Annotated in this window: 26 protein-coding genes; 11 read left to right on the top strand and 15 right to left on the bottom strand. The window is 63.1% G+C overall.

The genetic code is table 11. The annotated features are described in order from the left end of the window. Positions 1-17: 17 nt before the first annotated feature. Positions 18-494 (bottom strand): Lrp/AsnC family transcriptional regulator, encoded by a 477-nt coding sequence (locus ACFFNA_RS00710; RefSeq protein ID WP_378914823.1) that lies wholly within the window; start codon positions 492-494, stop codon positions 18-20. Between the two features lie 139 nt (positions 495-633). Between ACFFNA_RS00710 and phhA the strand changes: the two genes are divergently transcribed. Beyond that, a complete protein-coding gene (gene phhA / locus ACFFNA_RS00705) occupies positions 634-1,470 on the top strand; it encodes a phenylalanine 4-monooxygenase (protein ID WP_378914821.1) in 837 nt (278 codons plus the stop codon). A gap of 4 nt (positions 1,471-1,474) precedes the next feature. On the opposite strand, the gene ACFFNA_RS00700 is transcribed toward phhA, so the two are convergent. From ACFFNA_RS00700 to ACFFNA_RS00685, 4 genes are all read right to left on the bottom strand, one after another. Next, the gene (locus tag ACFFNA_RS00700) at positions 1,475-1,957 is read right to left on the bottom strand and encodes a MarR family winged helix-turn-helix transcriptional regulator (protein WP_378914819.1); all 483 of its coding nucleotides are present in this window, start codon (positions 1,955-1,957) and stop codon (positions 1,475-1,477) included. Between the two features lie 345 nt (positions 1,958-2,302). Further along, complete coding sequence (locus tag ACFFNA_RS00695; RefSeq protein WP_378914818.1) at positions 2,303-3,742, bottom strand: GMC oxidoreductase; 1,440 nt, start codon at positions 3,740-3,742, stop codon at positions 2,303-2,305. Further along, the gene (locus ACFFNA_RS00690) at positions 3,739-3,936 is read right to left on the bottom strand and encodes a hypothetical protein (protein WP_378914816.1); all 198 of its coding nucleotides are present in this window, start codon (positions 3,934-3,936) and stop codon (positions 3,739-3,741) included. The genes ACFFNA_RS00695 and ACFFNA_RS00690 overlap by 4 nt, the downstream gene beginning before the upstream one ends. Positions 3,937-4,237: 301 nt before the next feature. Further along, on the bottom strand, positions 4,238-4,999 hold the full coding sequence (locus ACFFNA_RS00685) for a GGDEF domain-containing protein (RefSeq protein ID WP_378914814.1): 762 nt from the start codon (positions 4,997-4,999) through the stop codon (positions 4,238-4,240). Between the two features lie 161 nt (positions 5,000-5,160). Between ACFFNA_RS00685 and ACFFNA_RS00680 the strand changes: the two genes are divergently transcribed. Beyond that, positions 5,161-5,868 carry a pyrimidine 5'-nucleotidase gene (locus ACFFNA_RS00680; protein ID WP_111545214.1) on the top strand — a complete coding sequence of 236 codons (708 nt, stop codon included), beginning with the start codon at positions 5,161-5,163 and terminating at the stop codon, positions 5,866-5,868. Positions 5,869-5,938: 70 nt separating this feature from the next. On the opposite strand, the gene ACFFNA_RS00675 is transcribed toward ACFFNA_RS00680, so the two are convergent. Continuing rightward, the gene (locus tag ACFFNA_RS00675; RefSeq protein ID WP_378914812.1) at positions 5,939-6,778 is read right to left on the bottom strand and encodes an LOG family protein; all 840 of its coding nucleotides are present in this window, start codon (positions 6,776-6,778) and stop codon (positions 5,939-5,941) included. Between the two features lie 226 nt (positions 6,779-7,004). Between ACFFNA_RS00675 and dapD the strand changes: the two genes are divergently transcribed. From dapD to ACFFNA_RS00655, 4 genes are all read left to right on the top strand, one after another. Beyond that, entirely contained in the window at positions 7,005-7,859 is an 855-nt protein-coding gene (gene dapD, locus ACFFNA_RS00670; RefSeq protein WP_111545212.1) for a 2,3,4,5-tetrahydropyridine-2,6-dicarboxylate N-succinyltransferase, read from the top strand. A gap of 74 nt (positions 7,860-7,933) precedes the next feature. Further along, on the top strand, positions 7,934-8,296 hold the full coding sequence (locus ACFFNA_RS00665; RefSeq protein ID WP_111545453.1) for a DUF805 domain-containing protein: 363 nt from the start codon (positions 7,934-7,936) through the stop codon (positions 8,294-8,296). After that, complete coding sequence (locus tag ACFFNA_RS00660) at positions 8,289-8,666, top strand: DUF805 domain-containing protein (protein WP_167458514.1); 378 nt, start codon at positions 8,289-8,291, stop codon at positions 8,664-8,666. Before ACFFNA_RS00665 ends, ACFFNA_RS00660 begins: the two co-directional genes overlap by 8 nt. A gap of 13 nt (positions 8,667-8,679) precedes the next feature. Then, positions 8,680-9,456 carry a hypothetical protein gene (locus ACFFNA_RS00655; RefSeq protein ID WP_378914809.1) on the top strand — a complete coding sequence of 259 codons (777 nt, stop codon included), beginning with the start codon at positions 8,680-8,682 and terminating at the stop codon, positions 9,454-9,456. Here the strand turns inward: ACFFNA_RS00655 and ACFFNA_RS00650 are convergent. Then, positions 9,356-10,399: a 2-dehydropantoate 2-reductase gene (locus ACFFNA_RS00650; protein ID WP_378914807.1), complete on the bottom strand. Its 1,044-nt coding sequence runs from the start codon at positions 10,397-10,399 to the stop codon at positions 9,356-9,358. The genes ACFFNA_RS00655 and ACFFNA_RS00650 overlap by 101 nt on opposite strands. Positions 10,400-10,516: 117 nt before the next feature. On the opposite strand from ACFFNA_RS00650, the gene dapE reads away from it, so the two are divergent. Continuing rightward, positions 10,517-11,710, top strand: coding sequence for a succinyl-diaminopimelate desuccinylase (dapE, locus tag ACFFNA_RS00645; RefSeq protein WP_378914805.1), 1,194 nt, complete (start codon positions 10,517-10,519; stop codon positions 11,708-11,710). Between the two features lie 2 nt (positions 11,711-11,712). Beyond that, positions 11,713-12,345 carry a transporter gene (locus ACFFNA_RS00640; RefSeq protein ID WP_378914845.1) on the top strand — a complete coding sequence of 211 codons (633 nt, stop codon included), beginning with the start codon at positions 11,713-11,715 and terminating at the stop codon, positions 12,343-12,345. Here ACFFNA_RS00640 and truA read toward each other — a convergent pair. From truA to def, 4 genes are all read right to left on the bottom strand, one after another. Then, positions 12,315-13,115: a tRNA pseudouridine(38-40) synthase TruA gene (gene truA, locus ACFFNA_RS00635; RefSeq protein ID WP_378914803.1), complete on the bottom strand. Its 801-nt coding sequence runs from the start codon at positions 13,113-13,115 to the stop codon at positions 12,315-12,317. The two genes, ACFFNA_RS00640 and truA, sit on opposite strands and share 31 nt — an antisense overlap. A 231-nt stretch (positions 13,116-13,346) precedes the next feature. Continuing rightward, a complete protein-coding gene (locus tag ACFFNA_RS00630; protein ID WP_378914801.1) occupies positions 13,347-13,856 on the bottom strand; it encodes a GNAT family N-acetyltransferase in 510 nt (169 codons plus the stop codon). After that, the gene (gene fmt / locus ACFFNA_RS00625) at positions 13,853-14,788 is read right to left on the bottom strand and encodes a methionyl-tRNA formyltransferase (RefSeq protein WP_378914799.1); all 936 of its coding nucleotides are present in this window, start codon (positions 14,786-14,788) and stop codon (positions 13,853-13,855) included. Before fmt ends, ACFFNA_RS00630 begins: the two co-directional genes overlap by 4 nt. 5 nt (positions 14,789-14,793) lie before the next feature. Continuing rightward, complete coding sequence (gene def, locus ACFFNA_RS00620) at positions 14,794-15,324, bottom strand: peptide deformylase (protein ID WP_378914797.1); 531 nt, start codon at positions 15,322-15,324, stop codon at positions 14,794-14,796. 103 nt (positions 15,325-15,427) lie between these two features. Between def and ACFFNA_RS00615 the strand changes: the two genes are divergently transcribed. Continuing rightward, positions 15,428-16,699 carry a DNA recombination protein RmuC gene (locus tag ACFFNA_RS00615; protein WP_378914795.1) on the top strand — a complete coding sequence of 424 codons (1,272 nt, stop codon included), beginning with the start codon at positions 15,428-15,430 and terminating at the stop codon, positions 16,697-16,699. A gap of 8 nt (positions 16,700-16,707) precedes the next feature. On the opposite strand, the gene ACFFNA_RS00610 is transcribed toward ACFFNA_RS00615, so the two are convergent. From ACFFNA_RS00610 to ACFFNA_RS00600, 3 genes are all read right to left on the bottom strand, one after another. Continuing rightward, positions 16,708-17,112 carry a GFA family protein gene (locus tag ACFFNA_RS00610; protein ID WP_378914793.1) on the bottom strand — a complete coding sequence of 135 codons (405 nt, stop codon included), beginning with the start codon at positions 17,110-17,112 and terminating at the stop codon, positions 16,708-16,710. 27 nt (positions 17,113-17,139) lie between these two features. Then, positions 17,140-18,114 (bottom strand): cation diffusion facilitator family transporter, encoded by a 975-nt coding sequence (locus ACFFNA_RS00605; RefSeq protein WP_111545200.1) that lies wholly within the window; start codon positions 18,112-18,114, stop codon positions 17,140-17,142. Positions 18,115-18,225: 111 nt separating this feature from the next. Continuing rightward, positions 18,226-19,032: a transglutaminase-like domain-containing protein gene (locus ACFFNA_RS00600; protein ID WP_111545199.1), complete on the bottom strand. Its 807-nt coding sequence runs from the start codon at positions 19,030-19,032 to the stop codon at positions 18,226-18,228. 212 nt (positions 19,033-19,244) lie between these two features. Here ACFFNA_RS00600 and ACFFNA_RS00595 point away from each other — a divergent pair, with 212 nt between their 5' ends. Then, positions 19,245-19,370: a hypothetical protein gene (locus tag ACFFNA_RS00595; protein WP_013528464.1), complete on the top strand. Its 126-nt coding sequence runs from the start codon at positions 19,245-19,247 to the stop codon at positions 19,368-19,370. 207 nt (positions 19,371-19,577) lie between these two features. Continuing rightward, positions 19,578-19,892 carry a quaternary ammonium compound efflux SMR transporter SugE gene (gene sugE, locus ACFFNA_RS00590; RefSeq protein WP_378914789.1) on the top strand — a complete coding sequence of 105 codons (315 nt, stop codon included), beginning with the start codon at positions 19,578-19,580 and terminating at the stop codon, positions 19,890-19,892. Between the two features lie 274 nt (positions 19,893-20,166). Here the strand turns inward: sugE and ACFFNA_RS00585 are convergent, their stop codons facing one another. Continuing rightward, the gene (locus ACFFNA_RS00585; protein ID WP_378914787.1) at positions 20,167-20,595 is read right to left on the bottom strand and encodes a DUF6481 family protein; all 429 of its coding nucleotides are present in this window, start codon (positions 20,593-20,595) and stop codon (positions 20,167-20,169) included. Between the last annotated feature and the right edge of the window lie 9 nt (positions 20,596-20,604).

Here is a 20,604-nt window from a genome sequence, read left to right as displayed (position 1 = left end):
GCGCAAGGCAGGCACCATCACCGCCTGAGGTGGCCGAGCGGCACGTGGCCGGGGCCCTTGATGTTCTGCAGCACCAGCTGGGTGTGGACGTCACCCACGCCGTCGAGCCGCATCAGCCGGTGCATCACGAAAGCGTTGAGCTCGTCGACCGACGGCACCATGACATGCAGCAGGAAATCGTGGTCGCCGGTCATCGTCCAGCATGACGACACCTCGTCCATGCGCTGCACGGCGGCAATGAAGCTTTCGGGCGAGCCGTCACTGTGGCTGACGAGGCGCACCTGGATGAACACCTCGACCATCAGGCCGACCGCGCGGCGGCTGATCACCGCGGCAAAGCCCTTGATGATGCCGGCCTCCTGCAGCGCCTCGAAACGCCGCGCGCACGGCGTCGTCGACAGGCCGATCTCTTGCGCCAACTCGGACACCGGCTTGCGCCCGTCGCGCTGCAGGACATCGAGCATCTTGATCTCGAAATCATCGAATTGAGGCATTCTCACTCCACAGAAGTGTTTCTCGAGTTAATATTATCTCGAATATCGCGTTCGAGCCACCATCAAAATCAATTTGCCTCGGCAAATCCGGCTAGCCTTTCGGCACGTCAGCCATTCATGATTTGCAGGGAGAAAACCCATGACCACGATGAGCGTTGCCGAATATGCCCGAGACTGCGCGGCGCAGGGCTTGCGCGGCGACTATTCGGTCTGCCGCGCCGATTTCACCGTGGCGCAGGGTTACGATTACAGCACCGAGGAGCAGGCGGTGTGGCGCACGCTGTGCGACCGCCAGACCAAACTGACGCGCAAGCTCGCCCATCACTCCTATCTCGACGGCGTCGAGAAGCTCGGCCTGCTCGACCGCATCCCCGACTTCGAGGACATCAGCGCCAAGCTGCGCAAGCTGACCGGCTGGGAGATCGTCGCCGTGCCGGGTCTCATTCCCGCCGCACCTTTCTTCGACCATCTCGCCAACCGCCGCTTCCCGGTCACCAACTGGCTGCGGACCAGGCAGGAACTCGACTACATCGTCGAGCCGGACATGTTCCATGATTTCTTCGGTCACGTGCCGGTGCTGTCGCAACCGGTGTTTGCCGACTTCATGCAGATGTATGGCCGCAAGGCCGGCGACATCATTGCACTGGGCGGCGACGAGATGATCACCCGGCTCTACTGGTACACGGCCGAATACGGCCTGATGCAGGAGGGTGGCCAGCAGCTGAAGGCCTTTGGCGCCGGCCTGATGTCGTCGTTCACCGAATTGCAATTCGCCGTTGACGGCAAGGACGCCCACCACGTGCCCTTCGACCTCGAAACGGTGATGCGCACCGGTTACGAGATCGACAAGTTCCAGCGCGCCTATTTCGTGCTGCCGTCGTTCGACGCCTTGCGCGATGCTTTCCAGACCGCCGATTTCGAGGCGATCGTCGCGCGCCGCAAGGGCCAGCCGGCGCTCGATCCGGCGACGGTCTAACCGTTCAGCCGGCCTCGGCCTTCAGCAGCGCCAGCTGGGCGCGCTGCAGGTCGAGTGCAGCGTTGACGAAGCGCGATATTGTGGCGAGCTCGGCGTCGCTGAAGGTCGCGATGACCTTTTCGCCTTCCCGCGCGATGGCGCCGTAGTAGCGCGCCGACAGGTCCCGCGTGGCCTCGGTCGCCTCGATCACCACCTTGCGCCTGTCCTCGAGACTGCGCGTGCGCGTCAACAGGCCCCGCGCCTCCAGCCGGTCGATCAGCGCGGTCACAGCGGCCGGCGTCAGCCCGGTCACAGTGGCGATCGCGCCGGCCGATTGCGGGCCGCCATGGAGCAGCCCGATGCAATGGCGTTCGGCCATGTTCAATCCCAGCCTCACCCCCACCGCCTCGTCATAGGCCTGCGTCGCGTCCTGCCATTGCATGATGGCAAGGCCGATGGCCGCCGTCATTTCGGCGCGATTCACACTTGACGAGTTTATTTCGATCATCTAACTATCAATCTGTCTAACATTTAGACCATTATAGCAATATGCGGCTGCAGTGCCCACAAGGCAAGAGCCAGCCGCCATCATGGAGCGAAAAATGAGCTTGATTCAACAGCGTGCGCCCTCTCGCATGAGGAAGAGTTCGAATATGCCAAGCTGGCAATGGAATGGTACGGATGGGGATCTCCCATCGGCCTCGGTATTTTGCTCGTGGCGCTGGCCGCTGCCGCGGTGTTGGTGCGCCTAGCCGTCTACGGCTTCTGAGCCATGCCGCGCATCTACCTGCGCCATCATTGGCGCCGGTATTGTCGGGATGCTTCAACGACCCGAGACGTTGCAGTGGAACCGTCAGACGGCGACCACCTTGCTCAGATGGTCTCCCAGCCGGCAGGCGAGCGCGGTGATGGTCGTCGTCGGATTGCATTCGCCCGACGTGCAGAACACCGAGGAGCCGCCGACATAGAGGTTGTCCATGCCATGCACCTTGCAGTTGGCGTCGACAACGCTCCTGGTGACGTCGGTGCCCATGCGCGTGCCACCCATGTGGTGATGGCCCGCCGTTTCGTCGTTGGTCGGGTAGTCGTCGCCATTGGCGATCCAGTCGGCAATGCGCACCCGGCCGAGATTCTTCTCGATCAGCGTCGTGCCGAACATTCTAAGCCCTTCGACAAGGGTGCGGCGTTCCAGTTCAGATTTCTTCCAGTGCAGCTCGATGCGCGGCACGCCGGCATGGTCGACATCGGTCTTCGACAGTTCGATCTGGTTGGAGGCCAGCGGCGCCTGTTCCCAGGCAACATAGAGCTGGGCCGCGCAGCGCAGATTCTGGCTGAGCTTGGCGGACATCCATTCGGCCATGTCGGGCGCCGTGCAGGCGAGGTCGGCGATCAGGCTCTTGACGCCCGGATACGGCGTCTCGATCAGCCTGATGCCGAAATTCATGATTTGCAGCCGCTCCATGGCGGCAAGCGTCGGCGAGAAGAAGGCCTCGTTGACGGCATCGACCTCGAACTCGTTGTAATTGGCCAGGATGGCGTTGCCGCCCTCGAAGGTCGGATGCTCCATCCAGTAGCGGCCAAGCGCTGTTGCATTCGGCACGACGCCGCCGTTCGAGCGCTGGTTCGACCACAGAAGCAGTCGCGAATTCTCCAGTCCGCCGGTGCAGACAATGAAATAGTCCGCGCTGAAGGCGCCGGCATCCTGTCCGTTGGACCATAGTCTGGCCCCCGTCACGCGTTTGCCGTCGCCGGCAAGTTCAGTGGCGTAGGTGTTGAGCACGACCGCGATGTTCCTGCTCTTGTCGAGTTCGTCGGCGAATTTTTCGCCGAAGCGCACCGCCGGGCTCTTGATCAGTTGCACCCAGCGAATGTCGTCGGAAATCGGAATGTCTGGCCGGAAATCGGGAAGTTCGAGGATATCGTGCACTTCCGGCAGATAGGGTTCGATGTCAGTGCGGCGGATCGGCCAGCCCGTATCCGGCGCCCAGGCCTTCGGCTCGAAATCCTGTTTGTCGAGCACGCGGCACCAGCCTGCCCAGTGGTTCGAACTGCCGCCCATGAACCGCAGCCGGGTGATGTCGAGATCGAAATAGAAATCGCCGACCGTGGTGCCACGGTAGAAATCCTGCGACTCGTCGCTGAACTCCCTCGATCCGGCCTCCAGCACCACGACCGGAATGCCGGCAGCGCCAAGCTTGCGGGCAATGGTGGTGCCGGCCGGGCCGGAGCCGAGGATGCAGACCTTGGCGGTGAAATTCGCAGCGCGAAACGCCTCATAGCTGTCGAAGATCATGCCAGATCGCTCCGCTTCAGGATCCAGCCATTGACCTCGACGATCTCGTTCGGATCGGCCCTTGTTGGATCGGCCCGTGTTGGATCGGAATGCGAGGCATCGGCATCAGGCAGCTTGCGGAACAAGGACAGGGCCGGCAGTGCGATCAGCGCCTGCACGATCGTGCGGCGGGACATGTTCTTGAAGAAACTCATGACTGGTCTCTCGGATGGGGCTTCGACTGCGCAGGGCGTTCCCGGAACGACAGGTCCCGAAACGACACATGCATCGCTGCGGAAGCCAGTATCGTGCCACGCTAACCGCAAAGCAGCGAAAACCGGGTAAACGGCGCAACCGAGCGCGAACAGGGTTAGAATTTCCTTAACGGGCCGGGTCCATGGCATGTCGCCCAATGTGACTCCGGTTTTGAGACAAGACATGCATAAAAACAAAGACCTAAGGCGCGTCGTCTGATTCCATTCAGACGCGACGCGCTTTAGTGGATCGGCCGGCTGATCACGCCGCCTCGGAAATGTCCGTATCGAGGATCGTCAGATTGCGGCCCCGGTGCTTGGCCTGGTAGAGGCGCCGGTCGGCGGCGCGCATCAGGTCCGATACGCTGATATTCTCGCCGCAGACGGTTCCGCCGATGCTGACCGTGAGCGGAACGGTCCGCTCGTCGACGGGCCGGAAGCGGATCAGCTCGACCTCGCGGCGAATGCGCTCGGCGACGCGCTTGGCCTCCTGCTCTGTGGCGCCGATCAGGATGGCGCCGAACTCCTCGCCGCCGATGCGGCCGAGCACATCGCCGCTGCGCACGCCGCGCTCGATCGCGCTGGCGATCAAAAGCAATGCGTCATCGCCGGTCAGGTGGCCAAAATTGTCGTTGATCCTCTTGAAGTGGTCGGCGTCGATGATCAGCAGCGCGCCGCGATCGGACTTGCGGCGGGAACCGTCGAGCGCGGCAAAGAAGTTTTCCCGGTTGAGCATGCCGGTCATGTCGTCGCGGCTCGCTTTTTCCGCCAGGCGGCGATGCGCGGCGGCGAGCTGGGCATGGGCTCGGGCGAGGTCGCGATGCGCGCTTTTCAGCCTGTCGCTTTGCCAGAAAGTGCTTGCACTGGCGACCCATGCGAGGACCAGCGGACACAGCGTGGAGGTCAGCCAGATCGTGCGGTTGACCGGAAATCCCATCGCCGGAACGATGATCAGCGTCAGCAGGAGAGAGGCCGCGACAGAGGCAAAAGCAACGGCGGCGGATCTCAAAATTATGCTATTCATCGCAGGCTCCCACAGGTCTGTCTCTGTGCCAGCAAGCCCTGAAGGCTACCTTTCCCCGATGCCTAAAATTTGAATGGTGACGCTATTTCCGCGACTCTCGGCGCGCATAAGTTGTGGATAAAGTCTCTTCCGGAATGTCCGTTTCATGCCATAAGGAGCGCATGACCACGCTGCCTGACCCCGCCCGCTTCGCCCATGTCACCGACTGGGTGTTCGACCTCGACAACACGCTCTATCCGCATCATTCGAATCTGTTCTCGCAGATCGACGTGAAGATGACCGCCTATGTCGGCGAACTGCTGGCGCTGCCGCGCGAGGAAGCGCGCAAGCTGCAGAAGGAGCTCTATCTGGAATACGGCACGACGTTGAACGGGCTGATGACGCGCCACGGCATCGACCCCGACGATTTCCTCGAAAAGGTGCATGACATCGATTATTCATGGCTGGTGCCCGATCCCGTTCTCGGCACCGCCATCCGCCAGCTACCGGGCCGCAAGTTCATCTTCACCAACGGCGACCGCAGGCACGCCGAACGCACCGCGCGCCAGCTCGGCATTCTTGATCATTTCGACGACATCTTCGATATCGTCGCCGCCGGGCTCAATCCCAAACCGGCGCGCCAGACCTACGAGAAATTCGCCGAACTCCACGCCGTCACCGGCCACAATGCCGTAATGTTCGAGGACCTTGCCCGCAACCTTGAGGTGCCGAAGTCGCTGGGCATGACCACGGTGCTCGTGGTGCCGCGCAATTTCGAACCGACCTTTTCCGAGATCTGGGAGCGCGACCCGGCCAATGAGGATGATGTCGATTTCGTCACCGACGACCTCGCCGGCTTCCTGACGGCCATCGTCGAGGTCACCGCCTGAGGTTCATCGATATTCAGGTGATGCCGAGCCGGCCTGACCTGAATGTCGACGAACCTTGACCCGCCTGCTCTCACAGTTTGTAGAAGCGGCTGATGATCCCCCAGGCCTCGTCGGCGGTGTCGACGAAATCGATGATGTCCTGGTCGCCGGGGCTGATCGTGCCTTGTTCGGCGAGGAAATCGAGATCGATCGCCCGTTTCCAGAAAGATTTGCCGAACAGGATCACCGGCACGCGCTCCATGCGTCCGGTCTGGATCAGGGTCAGCGTCTCGAAGAACTCGTCCATCGTGCCGAAGCCGCCGGGAAACACTGCCACGGCCTTGGCGCGCATGACGAAATGCATCTTGCGGATGGCGAAATAGTGGAAGTTGAAGCACAGCTCCGGCGTCACATAGGCGTTCGGCGCCTGCTCGTGCGGCAAGACGATGTTGAGGCCGATCGACGGTGCGCCGACGTCGTGGGCGCCGCGATTTCCGGCTTCCATCACGCCGGGCCCGCCGCCGGTCACCACGACATATTCGCGGTAATAGGAAGCCGCCGACTGCTGCGAGCAGAGACGGGCGAATTTGCGCGCCTCCTCGTAATATTTGCTGTTTTCCTCGAGGTTCTTCTTCTGCGTCTCGTTCTTGGCCGCCCAGGCCTCGCCGCCGGGTTCCGGCAGGCGTGCGCCGCCGAACAGGATCACCGTCGAACGGATGCCGCGTTCGGCCAGGATCATTTCCGGTTTCAAGAGTTCGAGCTGCAGCCTGACCGCGCGCAATTCGCGCCGCGTCATGAACTCGGGATCGTTCCAGGCGAGCCGGTAGGTCTCGGCACGCGTCTGCGGCGTGTCCGGCACGCTCTTCGACCGCTCCAGATCCTCGTCCGAATGCGGCAGCGGCGTCCACCCCGCCTTTTCCATAGGAGTCATAATTGCTTACCCGTCCGAATTCTTCAGTTGCGCCGTCCCATGACGCAGCCGCGATTGACCCTCATTGAGCCTTAACATAAGCAGGTTCCGCAAAAGTGTCCGGCGGTTTTGCGACAAGAACCTGCTACATGCAAAGACCCAGGCAGGCAAAGCCTGCCAGGGGTCCGCGCGACTTTCAAACAGGTTAAGGCGCAGCCCCTTAACAGCTTGGTAATGGAGCGAATTCATGTCGAAGCCCGATCTGGCGAGCCTCGAAAAGACCATTGAGAAGGCCTTCGAGGAACGCGACGCGATTTCGACGGCGACGCGCGGCGAAACCCGCGATGCCATCCAGTCGGCGCTCGACCTGCTCGACCGCGGCACCGCCCGCGTCGCCGAGCGGCAGGCCGACGGCAAATGGCACGTTAACCAGTGGCTGAAGAAGGCCGTGCTGTTGTCCTTCCGGCTCAACCCGATGGAGATCATCAAGGGTGGTCCGGGCCAAGCCGTGTGGTGGGACAAGGTGCCGTCGAAGTTCGACGGCTGGAGCGCCGTCGACTTCGAGAAGGCGGGCTTCCGCGCCGTGCCGTCGTCGATCGTGCGCCGCTCCGCCTACGTCGCGCCGGGCGCCGTGCTGATGCCGTCCTTCGTCAATGTCGGCGCCTATGTCGACAGCGGCACCATGGTCGACACCTGGGCCTCGGTCGGCTCCTGCGCCCAGATCGGCAAGAATGTGCATCTGTCGGGCGGCGTCGGCATCGGCGGCGTGCTGGAGCCGATGCAGGCAGGCCCCACCATCATCGAGGACAATTGCTTCATCGGCGCGCGCTCGGAAGTGGTCGAAGGCTGCATCGTGCGCGAAGGCTCGGTGCTCGGCATGGGCGTCTTCATCGGCCAGTCGACCAAGATCGTCGACCGCGCCACCGGCGAAGTCTTCTACGGCGAAGTGCCGCCGAATTCCGTCGTGGTGGCCGGTACGATGCCGGGCAAGAACGTGCCAGGCGAAAACTGGGGCCCAAGCCTCTACTGCGCCGTCATCGTCAAGCGCGTCGACGCCAAGACCCGGTCCAAGACCTCGATCAACGAATTGCTGCGCGATTGATCTTTGCGCAAAGCGAGCGCACCTTCCCGCCGGCGCGACAATCCGTCGCGCTGGTTCAACACGGAGGGGTGGACATGGACTGGAAATATCTGCTGACGAGTTTCGACGGTCGCATCAATCGTGCCAAATTCTGGGCCGCAGTCGGGGTCTTTTTCGCCATTGGTATCGTTGCCTTCATTCTCGATGCGATCCTAGGGACACGCATCACCACCGCCAGCGGCGCCCAGATCGGTATCATCGGCATCCTCGCCGCGCTGGCCTCGATCTATTTCGCACTCGCGGTCTACGCCAAGCGCTGGCATGATCGCGGCAAGTCGGGCTGGTGGAGCCTGATCATGCTGGTGCCTTTCATAGGCGCGATCTGGTTTCTGGTGGAATGCGGCATTCTCGAAGGCGCCAGGGGTGCCAATCAATATGGACCGGACCCGCTTGCCTGACAGATCAGATCTTACCTGGCTTTTCTTCAAAACCTCGGGCCGCGTCAGTCGCGCGGCCTATTTTCTTGGCGGGTTGCTCGTTGCCATCATACAGGCCTTTCCGCTTTACCGCTTCACGCTGGTGCCGGAAGGCTCGGCCGAGAGCAACATGTGGTCGTTCATCTTCTTCATCGCCTTCATAGCCTCGCTGTGGTCGAACATCGTGCTGGCGGTCAAACGGCTGCACGACCTCGACAAGCCGGGCATTGCCGCGCTGATCCTGTTCGTGCCGGTGGTCTCGATCGTCGCCTTCCTTGTGTTGTGCCTGTTTCCAGGGCAGCCTGGACCCAACCGCTATGGCCGGCGCACCAACGAGCCGGACCAACCCTGAGGGCCGATCGGACATGCGCTACCGCACGCTTGATCCGAAACTGATCATCGACACCGCCGAACGGCTGGAGGGCCGCGTCGCGGAGCGTTTTCCCGACGCCGGACTGCGCGGCGTCGCCGCAGAACTGGTGTCGCTGTCGCGGGATCTGGCCAAGGCGGCTCAGGCGCTCGAAGCGCCGATCTGGTGGCTGCGCGGGCTCATCGTCGCCGCCGTCGTCGCCGGCGCGCTGATCTTCCTGTTCGTCGGCACCATCCTGCCGCTCATTCATATCTCCCAGGCTGACGATGCGGTTCAGTCGGTGCAGGGCATCGAAGCCACGATCAACATGATGATCCTCGCCGTGCTCGGCTTCCTGGCGTTGATCCGCACCGAGGAGCGCATCAAGCGCAAGCGGGTGTTTCGCCAGCTGCACGGCCTGCGTTCGCTGATCCATGTCATCGACATGCACCAGCTGACCAAGGATCCGGCAGCCCTCTCAGTCAATTTCAAGCCGACCTCGCATTCGCCGGCCCGCATCACCAATGCAGCCGATCTCGCGCGCTACCTCGACTATTGCTCCGAAATGCTGTCGATCACCGGCAAGATCGCGGCACTGTTCGCACAGTCGGTCAATGACGACGTGGTCATCGACGGCGTCAACGACATCGAAAACCTGGCGTCCAACCTGTCGCGGAAAATCTGGCAGAAGATCACGTTGATCGACGGCCAGTCGGCGGCGCAACAACCTGCTCCGGCGCCAGGCCCGGCGAGCCAAGCCGCGCCAATTCCGCCGCGCGCACCAGAGCGCTGACGCTCCTCAGCAGAGGTGCCGGCGTACCCGTTTTTTCAGCGAGGCCGAGCACCGCCCCTTGCAATTCGCCGATCTCCGTCTGCCGGCCGCGATGCAGATCGTCCCACATCGACGAGCGCGCTTGCGGGTCGATCGCCAGCATGCGCCGCGCCAGCAGCCTGAACAGCCAGTCCGGCAGCCTGAGCACCTTCGGCAGCAGTGCCGGCCGCAAGCCGGCAATCCGCGCCGGCTCGATGCCGGACGCTTTCATCGCCGCGAGTGCCTCGTCGATCTGGCCGGCCAGGATCAGCCGCCAGCGCCGGTCGGCGAGTTCTCTCGCCAGCGGCAGGTCCGACAGCGCCACCAGCGCGTTGTTCAAATTCATCAGCAGCTTGCCCCACAGCACGGCCTTCATGTCGCCATGGGCTTCGACCGCAAACCCTTCGACGCCGAGAAGGCCGACCAGGCCGGCGTCGCCGTCTTCGATCATCACCTTGCCGTCGCTGGCGCGATGCACGCGCAGCGGCAACTCGCCGTCCGGAGACTGCACCACATTGAACGGCACCATGCCGGCCAGCACCGCTCGACCGTCGAGCCCGGCGCGCAGCTTGTCGGCATTGTCGACGCCGTTCTGCAGGCTGACCACCACCGCATCGCGGCGGGCGTGGGCCCTGATGAGGTCTGTCATGTCCTGCGTCGCGCCGCTCTTGACCGTGACCAGGATCACGTCCGCCTGAGGCAGGGCGAAAGCCGGATCGGCGGTGACCACAAGCGCGTCAGGCGCGATCATGCTGTCGCGGCCCTGGAGGTCGCTGACCCGCAATCCGCGCTGCCGCAATGCCGCCTCGATGCGCGGCCGGGCCAGCAGGATCACCCGGCGCCCGGCAAGCGCCAGGCAGCCGCCGGCATAGCAGCCGATGCTGCCGGCGCCGGCAATGACGATCCTTCTGTCCGCGTTTGCCATCCCGTCGCTCCGCACCGGCCCGCAAACTATACGACATGAAAACCATAATGTCGGCGCCATCACTGGCCCTTATGTCTGGCCGTGACAGGCCCTCCGCTTTCGACTATCGCTTTTGCCATGACGCTGCCGACCGATCCCGCCGAAAACCTCGCCGCCCTTATCCGTTGTGCTTCGGTGACGCCCGCCGAAGGCGGCGCGCTGACCGCGCTGGAGACGATGCTGAAGCCACTCGGCTTCCTGGTCGATCGGCCGGTGTTTTCGGAAGATGGCACGCCGGATATCGAGAACCTCTATGCAAGGCGTTCCGGCAACGGCCCGCATCTGATGTTCGCCGGCCATACCGACGTGGTGCCGGTCGGCGACGAAGCCGCCTGGACGCATCCGCCTTTCGGCGCCGAAATCGCCAATGGCGAGATGTATGGCCGTGGCGCCGTCGACATGAAGGGCGGCATTGCCTGTTTCATCGCCGCCGTGGCGCGCCATATCGAGAACAATGGCGGTCCGAAGGGTTCGGTCTCGCTGCTGATCACCGGCGACGAGGAAGGGCCGGCCATCAACGGTACGGTCAAGCTGCTCGAATGGGCGGCTTCCAGGGGCGAGAAATGGGATGCCTCGATCGTCGGCGAGCCGACCAACCCGGACGCGCTTGGCGACATGATCAAGATCGGCCGCCGCGGCTCGATGTCCGGCGCCGTGACCGTCAATGGCCGTCAGGGCCATGTCGCCTACCCGCAGCTTGCCGACAATCCGGTGCGCGGCCTGATGGGCCTGGTCGACGCCTTGCTGCATCCTGTCTTCGACAAGGGAACCAGGGATTTCCAGCCGACCAATCTGGAGGTGACCTCCATCGATGTCGGCAACCCGGCCACCAATGTCATTCCGGCCAAGGCGACCGCGACCTTCAACATCCGCTTCAACGACACCTGGACGGCCGAGACCGTGCAGGCCGAGATCCACAACCGGCTCGATCAAGCGGCCAAGCGCAAGAAATACCGGAGCGGCAAGAAGACACCGGTCGACTACGACCTGGTCTGGCGCGACCGGCCGAGCCATGTCTTCCTGACCCGCGACGACAGACTGATCGAAACGCTCCGCGGCTCAATCAAGTCGGCGGTCGGCAAGGAGCCGACGCTGTCGACTTCGGGAGGCACCTCGGATGCACGCTTCATCAAGGATTATTGCCCGGTGGTCGAATTCGGCCTGGTCGGCAAGACCATGCACATGGTCGACGAGCGCGTCGCCATTGCCGATCTTGAAACGCTGACGCAAATCTACCAGCGCTTCATCGAAGATTGGTTCGGGCAGGGATGAGCATGCTTTCGGCCGACGAAACCCAAGCTTCGCTGACGGGCGCCTGGCGGTTGATGCTCGGCAAGGCCGACGGCCTGCGCCTGCTCGACCTGTCGGCTGACGGCTTCTGGAATTCCTTTTTCGCCATTATCGTTGCGGCGCCGGCGCTGATCGTCGGCTGGGTCGGCATCGCCAACGAGATCGGGGATCCCGACGCCTTCGCCGGGCGCTTCAGCATGCTGGTGCGCCTGGCGACGGTCGATATCGGCTCCTGGGTGCTGCCGCTCGTCGTTTTGGCCCTGGTCGCGCCGCGCGCCGGCATTGGCGGCCGCTTCGTCCACTATGTCGTTGCCAGCAACTGGGCCTCTGCCATCACCGCCTGGCTGATGCTGCCCTCGGCGCTGATCAGGCTTTTCCTGTCGTCGGCAAACCAGATATCAAGTGCCGTGTCGCTGCTGTTGTTTGCCCTGTCTATGGTGCTGACCTGGCGCATGACCAACGCCACCATCGGCAGAGGCCCAGCCGTCGGCAGCGCTGTCTTTGTCGGCATGTTCATCGCCTCGCTGTTGGTGCTGTTCGGCCTGCAGATGCTGCTCGGCATCACCGTGCCGGACGATGTCGGGTCTCAGAGCCTCTCCGGGCTCATCTCCGGATAGTCGACGCCTGGGTAATCGACGCCCTCGGGATAATCGACGCCAATGAGAAACAGCCCGTCGGGTGGCGCCACCTGGCCGCAGGCGGCGCGGTCGTGCGCTTCGAGCGCCGCTTTCAGGTCGGCAACGGTCCAGCCTCCTTCGCCGACACGTTTGAGGGAGCCGACCATCGAACGCACCTGATTGTGCAGGAAAGAGCGCGCCGAAGCCTTCACCTCGATCAGGTCACCCGCCCGGCTCACATCCAGCCGCTCCAGCGTTCTGATCGGGCTGTTGGCCTGGCATTGGGTCGAGCGGAAGGTGGTGAAGTCATGCCGTCCGAGCAGGACTTTTGCCGCTTCGTGCATGGCGTCGGCGTCCAGCCGTTTCGGCACCCACCACACCTTGCCCTTGTCGAGCGCTGCAGGAGCGCGGCGGTTGAGGATACGGTAGAGATAGTGGCGGCCGGTGGCCGAGAAGCGCGCGTCGAAGCTGTCGGCGACGGCCGTCGCCTTCAGGACGGCGACGCGCGCGCCGGCCGCCTGCAGATGGGCGTTGACGGCATCGCGCACCTTGTCGCCCGGCCACGCCTTGACGAGGTCGACATGCGCCACCTGGGCGGTCGCATGCACGCCGGCATCGGTGCGGCCGGCGGCGCGCAACCTGACCTCTTCGCCGCAGAATTTTTCGATCGCCTGTTCGATCGCCTGCTGCACCGAAGGCTGATCCGCCTGGTGCTGCCAGCCAGCAAACAGGCTGCCGTCATATTCGATGTCGAGGCGAAAACGCGGCATGCTAGAGCATGATGCCGAAAGGTGTGAAGCAGTTTTCGGACGACATCATGCTCTATCTCTTTGAGTTAGAGGCGGATTCAGATTTCAGGTCTTCGGCCTGAAATCATCCGGCTCTAATGCATGTCGCGCAAAAGTGCCTCGGTTTTGCGAAAACGACATGCATGAAACCAAAAACCCAAAGCGCGTCGCCTGAATCCGTTCAAACGCGACGCGTTTTAGGGCTGTCGCCGTTCACGCGGCGAGTGCCGTGCCGAAGGCCGAGGCGTAGACCAGCCTGCCGGCTTCCGGGGCATCGCCCCAGGCCAGTGCCTGCAGTGCTTCGCTCTGGTACTCGCTCTCGAACTTGTCGGCGCGTGCATGGCTGTAGCCGAAACGGCTGTAATAGGCCGGATCGCCCAGCACCACGGCCAGCGTCTCGCCGGCATCCCTGAGGCGGATATGCGCCTCGCGGATCAGCGCGCCGCCGATGCCGCTGCCATGGAACGAGGGCTCCACCGCCAGCGGCGCGAGCGCCACGGCTGGAAAGTTCTTGCCGCTGCTCTGCACGAACAGCCGCGAAAACAGGATGTGGCCGACCACCTGGCCGTCTTCTTCCGCCACCAGTTCGGCTACGGCGTCGCCGCCGGTAACCAGCGCGTCGACCAGTCCGGCCTCCGCCTGCTGGCCGAAAGCGTGTTCCTCGACGAGGCGGATCGCCTCGCGATCCCGCGGCGTCGCCGCGCGTATCGACATCATGCTCATGAGAATTTCATTCCTTTTTCGATCTTGGCCCCGCGCAGGAACTCCGACGCGGCAGCGGGCCTTCCGCCCGCCCGTTGAACTTCGACCAGGCTGATCGCACCTGCCCCGCAGGCGACCGTCAGCCGGTCATCGAGAATTCCTCCCGACTCGCCGACGCCTTGCGACAGCGTCGAGCGAAGCAGTTTCAGCCGCTCCAGGCGGCCGCCAATTTCCATCTCGGACCAGGCACCGGGAAAGGGTGACAGGCCACGAATGGTATTGTGGACCGCGCTCGCCGAGCGAGTCCAGTCCACGCGAGTCTCGGATTTATCGATTTTTTTGGCGTAGGTCACCCCTTCCATCGCTTGGCCGGCAAATGTCAGGGTGTTCCTTTCCAGTCGCGCCAGCGCTTCCACCATCAGTGCAGCACCGACACTCATCAACCGATCATGCAGATCGCCGGCAGTCATATCGGGTTCGATGGCGCATTTTTCAACCATTGCCACCGGGCCGGTGTCGAGACCCTCTTCCATGCGCATCACCATCATGCCGGTTTCGCTGTCACCGGACATGATCGCGCGCTGGATAGGCGCGGCGCCACGCCAGCGCGGCAAAAGCGAGGCATGGCCGTTGATACAGCCAAGCCGGGGTGCCTCCAGAACCGCCTTCGGCAGCAGCAAGCCATAAGCGACGACCACTGCGACATCGGCCTGCAGGGCGCGGAAAGCGGCCTGCTCGGCCCCGCCTTTGAGCGATACCGGTGTGCGCGTCTCGATGCCCAGCCGCTCCGCTTCGCGCTGCACCGGCGACGGCGTCAGCTCCAGTCCGCGCCGTCCGGCGGCGCGCGGCGGCTGCGTATAGACGGCGACGACCTCATGTCCGGCCTCGGCAATGGCCCGCAGCGTCGGCACCGAAAACTCCGGCGTGCCCATGAAGATGACGCGAAGGGGCATTTCCCCTATCCCACCAGCTTGCCCGGCGCCTTGTCCCTGGCGAGCTTCTTGAACTTCTTCACCACCATGTCGCGCTTCAGCTTCGAGATGTGGTCGATGAACAAGACACCATTGAGGTGGTCGATCTCGTGCTGCAGGCAGGTCGCCATCAGCCCCTCGGCCTCGATCTCCTGCAGCTTGCCGTCGCGGTCGAGATATTTGACCCGCACGGCTGCCGGGCGTTCGACCTCGGCATAGTAGTCCGGGATCGACAGGCAGCCTTCCTCGTAGACGGAGCGCGTGTCGGCGCTCTCCAGGATTTCCGGATTGATGAAGACATGCGGTGCCGGCGTCTCGTCTTCCTTGGCCAGATCGATCACCAGCATGCGCACGGGTTCGCCGATCTGGATTGCCGCCAGCCCGATGCCGGGCGCGTCGTACATGGTCGCCAGCATGTCGTCGGCTAATTTGCGCAAAGGCGCGTCGACGCGCTCCACCGGCTTGGAAACCTGGCGCAGGATGGGGTCGGGAAGGATGATGAGCGGCTTGATCGGCATGGCGTTCCACCTAAGACCTCCAGCGAAAAGCGTCAACCGGTGCGCTTGAGGCTCGTTCACGTTTTGATCTGTGCCAGCCCCGCGAATCGGCTATGCTGTCCACATGAATGATCTGACATCCATCCTTTCGGAGCCTGTCGCGCGGCTTGGTGCCTCCACGATCACGCTCGGCCATGCGCTGGCAGTCGGCGCATTGCTGTTTCTTGGCCTGTTCGTGGCGCTTGTCATCGCGCTGTGGCGGTCGGCCAAGGCGCGCGCCGTTGCCGCTGCCGAAGCCGCCGACCATGCCCGCGATGCCGAGGCGCGGATGGCCGGCATATTGCAAAGCCAGGCCGAGATGCAGGGCCGCATGGGCGCCATAGCCGAAGTGTTCGGGGCACGGCAAGCGGAGCTGACGCAGTCCATCGGCCAGCGGCTCGACGCCATGACCGGCCGCCTCGGCCAGACCATGACCGAGCAGACCAAATCCACCCATGAAAGCCTGGCCAAATTGCAGGAGCGGCTGGCGATCATCGATGTCGCGCAAGGCAACATCCAGTCGCTTGCCGGCCAGGTCGTGCAATTGCAGGCAATCCTCTCCAACAAGCAGACGCGCGGTGCCTTCGGCCAGTCGCGCATGGAGGCGATCGTTGCCGACGGCCTGCCGCATGGCGCCTATGAATTCCAGGCGACGCTTTCGAACGGTAGCCGGCCCGACTGCCTGGTGAAGATGCCGAATGGCGCGCCGTCGCTGGCCATCGATGCCAAATTCCCACTCGAAGCCTGGAACGCCATCCGCGCCGCCGATGGCGCCGACCTGCAGAAGGTCGCCGCCCAGGCCTTCCGCCGCGACATCGAGATCCATGTCCGCGATATATCGGAAAAATACCTGATCCAGAGCGAGACGCAGGACACCGCCTTCATGTTCGTACCGTCGGAATCGGTGTTCGCCGAGATCCACGAGAATTTCGAGGCGATCGTCCACAAGGCGCACCGCGCCCGTGTCGTCATCGTCTCGCCGTCGCTGCTGATGCTGTCGATCCAGGTCATCCAGGCTATCCTCAAGGACGCCCGCATGCGCGAACAGGCGCATCTGATCCAGGGCGAGGTCATCCGGCTGATGGAGGACGTTGCGCGCGTCGACGAGCGGGTGCGCAAGCTGCAGGTCCATTTCGGCCAGTCGGCCAAGGACATCGACGACATCCTCGTTTCGACGTCGAAGGTGACCAGGCGTGGCCAGAAGATCGAGGCGCTGGAGTTCGGCGCCCAGCCCGACGGCGAGGCCAGCCCGGACGCCACATCACGGCCTCCCGCCGCGAAAGTCGAGACAGGCGCCCGCGTTGCCGATTCGAAAACCGGACAGCTCCAGCTGAGGGTCGTCGAAGGAGACGACTGAGCCGCTGGCTACTGCTCCTCCACGGTCGTCATGCCCTGAAATTCAGGCAGCCAGTGCAGCGCCGAGCGGTGCCATTTCTGCTGTGTCGGGATCAAATCCTCGCGTTGCCGCGCGGTTCCCGCTCGAATTCCATAGATTTTTGGACCATCTCCGACCGACGTGGCGTAAAGGTGCGAACCGCAGTCGGCGCAAAAGGCCTGGGCGCGCTTGGCGCCGCTCGCCCCGGTCTTGGTGTAGATTTTCGGCGTACCTTTGGTGATCCGGTAGTGATCCTCGGACGCGGGAACAGTCACCCGAAACGCCGTGCCGGTCAGTTGCTGGCAATCCACGCAGTGGCAGATGCTGGTCTTTTCCGGGTCGACCTCCGCCTCGTAGGTGATGGCGCCACAATGGCAGCCGCCGTCGATTTTCATCTTGCTTCTCCCTGCTTCGCCCGCATCTTAACCGGCCCGATCCGGCTCGTCTCCTGACGCGGCTTCAACAATCTTGCGCCGCCGCTCCCAGGTCCCGGTCGTCTGCGGCTTGACGAACAGCCGCGCGATCTCCGGCATCTCTGTCTTCAGCCGCTTCTCGATACGCTCCACACAGGCCTCGATGTCTGGGGCCGTCAGATGATCCTCGAACTCGATGCTGAGGGCGGCGACGATCTCTTGCGGGCCCATGTGGACAGTCAGAACGCCGTTCGCCCGCTGCACCGCCGGGTCCTGCTGGACGATCGCCAGCACCTTCTTCTGCACCTCTGGTGAGGCCGGCTCGCCGATCAGCAGGCCTTTGCTTTCGCGGGCGAGGAAGATCGCCGTCGCGCCAAGGATCAGCGCAATGCCGATCGAGGCGGCGCCATCGAGCTCCGGCATCTCGAGCAGTTTCGCTGCCAGGATGCCGGCAAAGGCGACGATCAGGCCGAGAAGGGCGGCGCTGTCCTCGAACAGCACGGTGTAGACGCTCGGATCCTTGCTCGATTGCAGCGCCTGGAGCCAGCCCTCTTTGCCCTTCTGCTTGCGGAACTCCCTCAGCGCCACCAGCCAGGAGCTGCCCTCGAACAGGAAGGACAGGCCGAGAACGATGTAGTTCACCTCAGAGTTGGCGACCGGTTCCGGTGCCATGATGTGGATCACGCCCTCGTAGAACGACACGCCGGCGCCCAGTGCGAAGACAAGAAGGGCGACGATGAAACTCCAGAAGTAGAGCTCGCGGCCGTGACCAAGTGGATGTGTGCGATCAGCCGGGCGGGCGGCGCGGTGCATGCCGTAGAGCAGCAGCCCGCCATTGCCGGTATCGACCAGCGAGTGCACGCCTTCCGACAGCATCGCCGAACTGCCGGTGAAGAAGGCGGCGGCGAACTTGGTCAGCGCGATGGCGAAATTGCCGGCGAGCGCCGCGTAGATAACTCTTTTCGAGCCGCCATGACCGGCCATGGTGTTTAGCCCTCTTCGATGCTGCGAACTTAGCGAAGCACTCGTAGAAGCTCCACAGCCATTCACAACGCTCGAACTGTCCAGTCGTTCAGGGTGCGGCGCAGGTGTCTGCTAGACGAACTCGTCGGTCCAAACTTTAAAGCCGGCAAGCGTGCCCGGCCCGAAAATATGGGTCAGCGGCACGTCGGCCGCGTCACGGCCGGAGGCGATCAGGATGCGGCCGATGCGCGGCGCATTGTTGCGCGGGTCGAAGACATGCCAGCGGCCGCCGAGATAGACTTCCATCCAGGCGGCGAAATCCATGCTCGACCACGGCTTTGGCGTGCCGATGTCGCTGATGTAGCCAGTGCAGTAGCGCGTCGGGATGTTGAGCGCCCGGCAGAAGGTGACCGCGAGATGGGCGAAGTCGCGGCACACGCCACTCTGCTCGCGATAGGTTTCCGCCGCGGTGCGTGTCGGCCGCGCATTGCCGTAGTTGAAGACGATATGATTGTGGACGAAGTCGCAGACCGCCTGTACGCGCGGGATGCCAAGCGGCGTGTGGCCGAACAGCCGCCACGCCTCGCTCGCCAGGAGGTCGCTCTCGCAAAAGCGGCTGGGCAGCAGAAACAAGAGCGTATCCGCCGGCAGGTCGCGCACCTCGTGCTGCCAGGCCATCAGGTCGCCCATCTCGAAGGTGCCGGGATCGCGGATCACGGCGTCGGTGCCGAAGGTAAAGCGCCCGGGCGGGGCGACGAACCGGTTGCACCAATTGCCGAAACTGTCGCGGTAACTCTCGATCGGCACTGGCGGGTTGGAGGTCAAAAAGTCCGGCCGCTCGAGGTCGGAGGCGCGGGAATAGTGGACATTCAGCATTGCGATGAGCGGCGTTTCCTGCGGAAAGTCGAAGCTCATCTCGCAGCCGATGTGGATTCGCATTGTCGTCCTGACCGGCCTGCCTGTTCATCGCCCGACGAAAAGCCGGGCTGATGCTGCAGTGCGAAGACAACCATGGCACGGACCGCCATGGTTTACGAGCAAATTAGAAACCGGTTGAAAGCGGCCGGCTGGCGGCGTCGACAGGCACTGGCCTCTTGCAGTCGGACGTTTCTCTTGTTTCACTTCGCTTCCCGCAATCGGAGGAACGAATCATGGCTAAAGGTGCGATGAAGGCAGGCAAGGAAGCCCGCAAGCCGAAGAAGGACGCCAAGAAGCCCGCCCCGGCTCCGGCCCTGAAAGCGCCGCCGGTCAAGGCGATGAAGCTCAAGGACAAGTAGGTCCGGTTAATACCCGTCCGAATGGGATTGCGATCGGCAACGTTGTTGCCGGTCGTTGTTGATCGAGCGCTCGAAATTCTTATATTGGTGTGGCGGGGACGACCTCGCACTTTCCCCGAAAATCCGGCCGGGACGACCCGCCATTGTCGATTGAGCATCGGATTCCGAAAATCGAATTCGGCCCGATGCTTTGATGGAGCGTTGTCGATGTCGTGGATTCTTCTGTTTTTTGCCGGCCTGTTCGAGATCGGCTGGGCAATCGGTCTCAAATACACGGACGGCTTCTCGAAGCTGGTGCCGACCGTACTGACCGTTGCCTCGATGATCGTCAGCCTCGCCCTGCTCGGCCTGGCGCTGAAGGCGCTGCCCGTCGGTACCGCCTATGCGGTATGGACCGGCATCGACACCGTTGGCACGGCACTGCTCGGCATCTGGCTGCTCGGCGAGCCGGCCACCGCGATCAGGCTGGCCTGCATTGCGCTCATTGTCTGCGGCATCATGGGGCTGAAGTTCGCCGCCTGACCATACCGCTCTATCTCTTTGTTTTACGCAATTCCCTAAGGGAAAGCGCTACGCGCTTTTCCCGGGAAACCCGCTTCACACTTTTCCTGGAATTGCTCTAAAACGCGTCGCGTTTGAACGGATTCTGGCGACGCGCTTTGGGTTTTTGCTTTTTATGCATGTCGTCCTCCCAAAACCGGGACCACTTTTGGGCGACAGGCATTGGACAAACACGTTCAGGGCCGCTGCAAGGCGACCCTGATCTTCGAAGCAGATTGCTTCCGTTGCCTGGAGGCTAGCGGGCGGAGAAGCCTGGCGGCGTCCTGCCCGTGCGCTGCTTGCGCGCCGCATAACGCGCGTCGCGCTTGGCCTTGCGTTCGGCTTCGTCGGCCAGCAAACGGGCGATGCGCTCGTTTTCTTCGGCTTCCCGAATCTTGGCTTCAGCCTGTGCCGCCTCTTCGGCCGCAAGGCGTGCGACTTCGGCTGCCGCCTCGCGCTCGGCCTTCTCGACCGCCTCGCGTGCCAGCTTTTCCTGCTTCAGCCTGGCCTTTTCAGCCTCGCGTATCTGACGAGCCTCGAGGATTGCCTTGCGTTCGGCCTGTCGTGCCAGCACCGCAGGATCGTCTGCCGTCGGCTTTGACTTGAAGCGCTCCAGAAGCGCCTTCTTTGCCTCGTTTGCGGCATTGCGCCGCTCGAAAATGTCTTTTTCCCTGTAGATAGCCAAGTCCACTTC

Origin of the sequence: Mesorhizobium kowhaii (genome assembly GCF_042431665.1) — a bacterium.
GTDB lineage: Bacteria > Pseudomonadota > Alphaproteobacteria > Rhizobiales > Rhizobiaceae > Mesorhizobium > Mesorhizobium kowhaii.
Note: the sequence above shows the minus strand (reverse complement) of the source record. Positions and strands in the feature narration are given on the sequence as shown.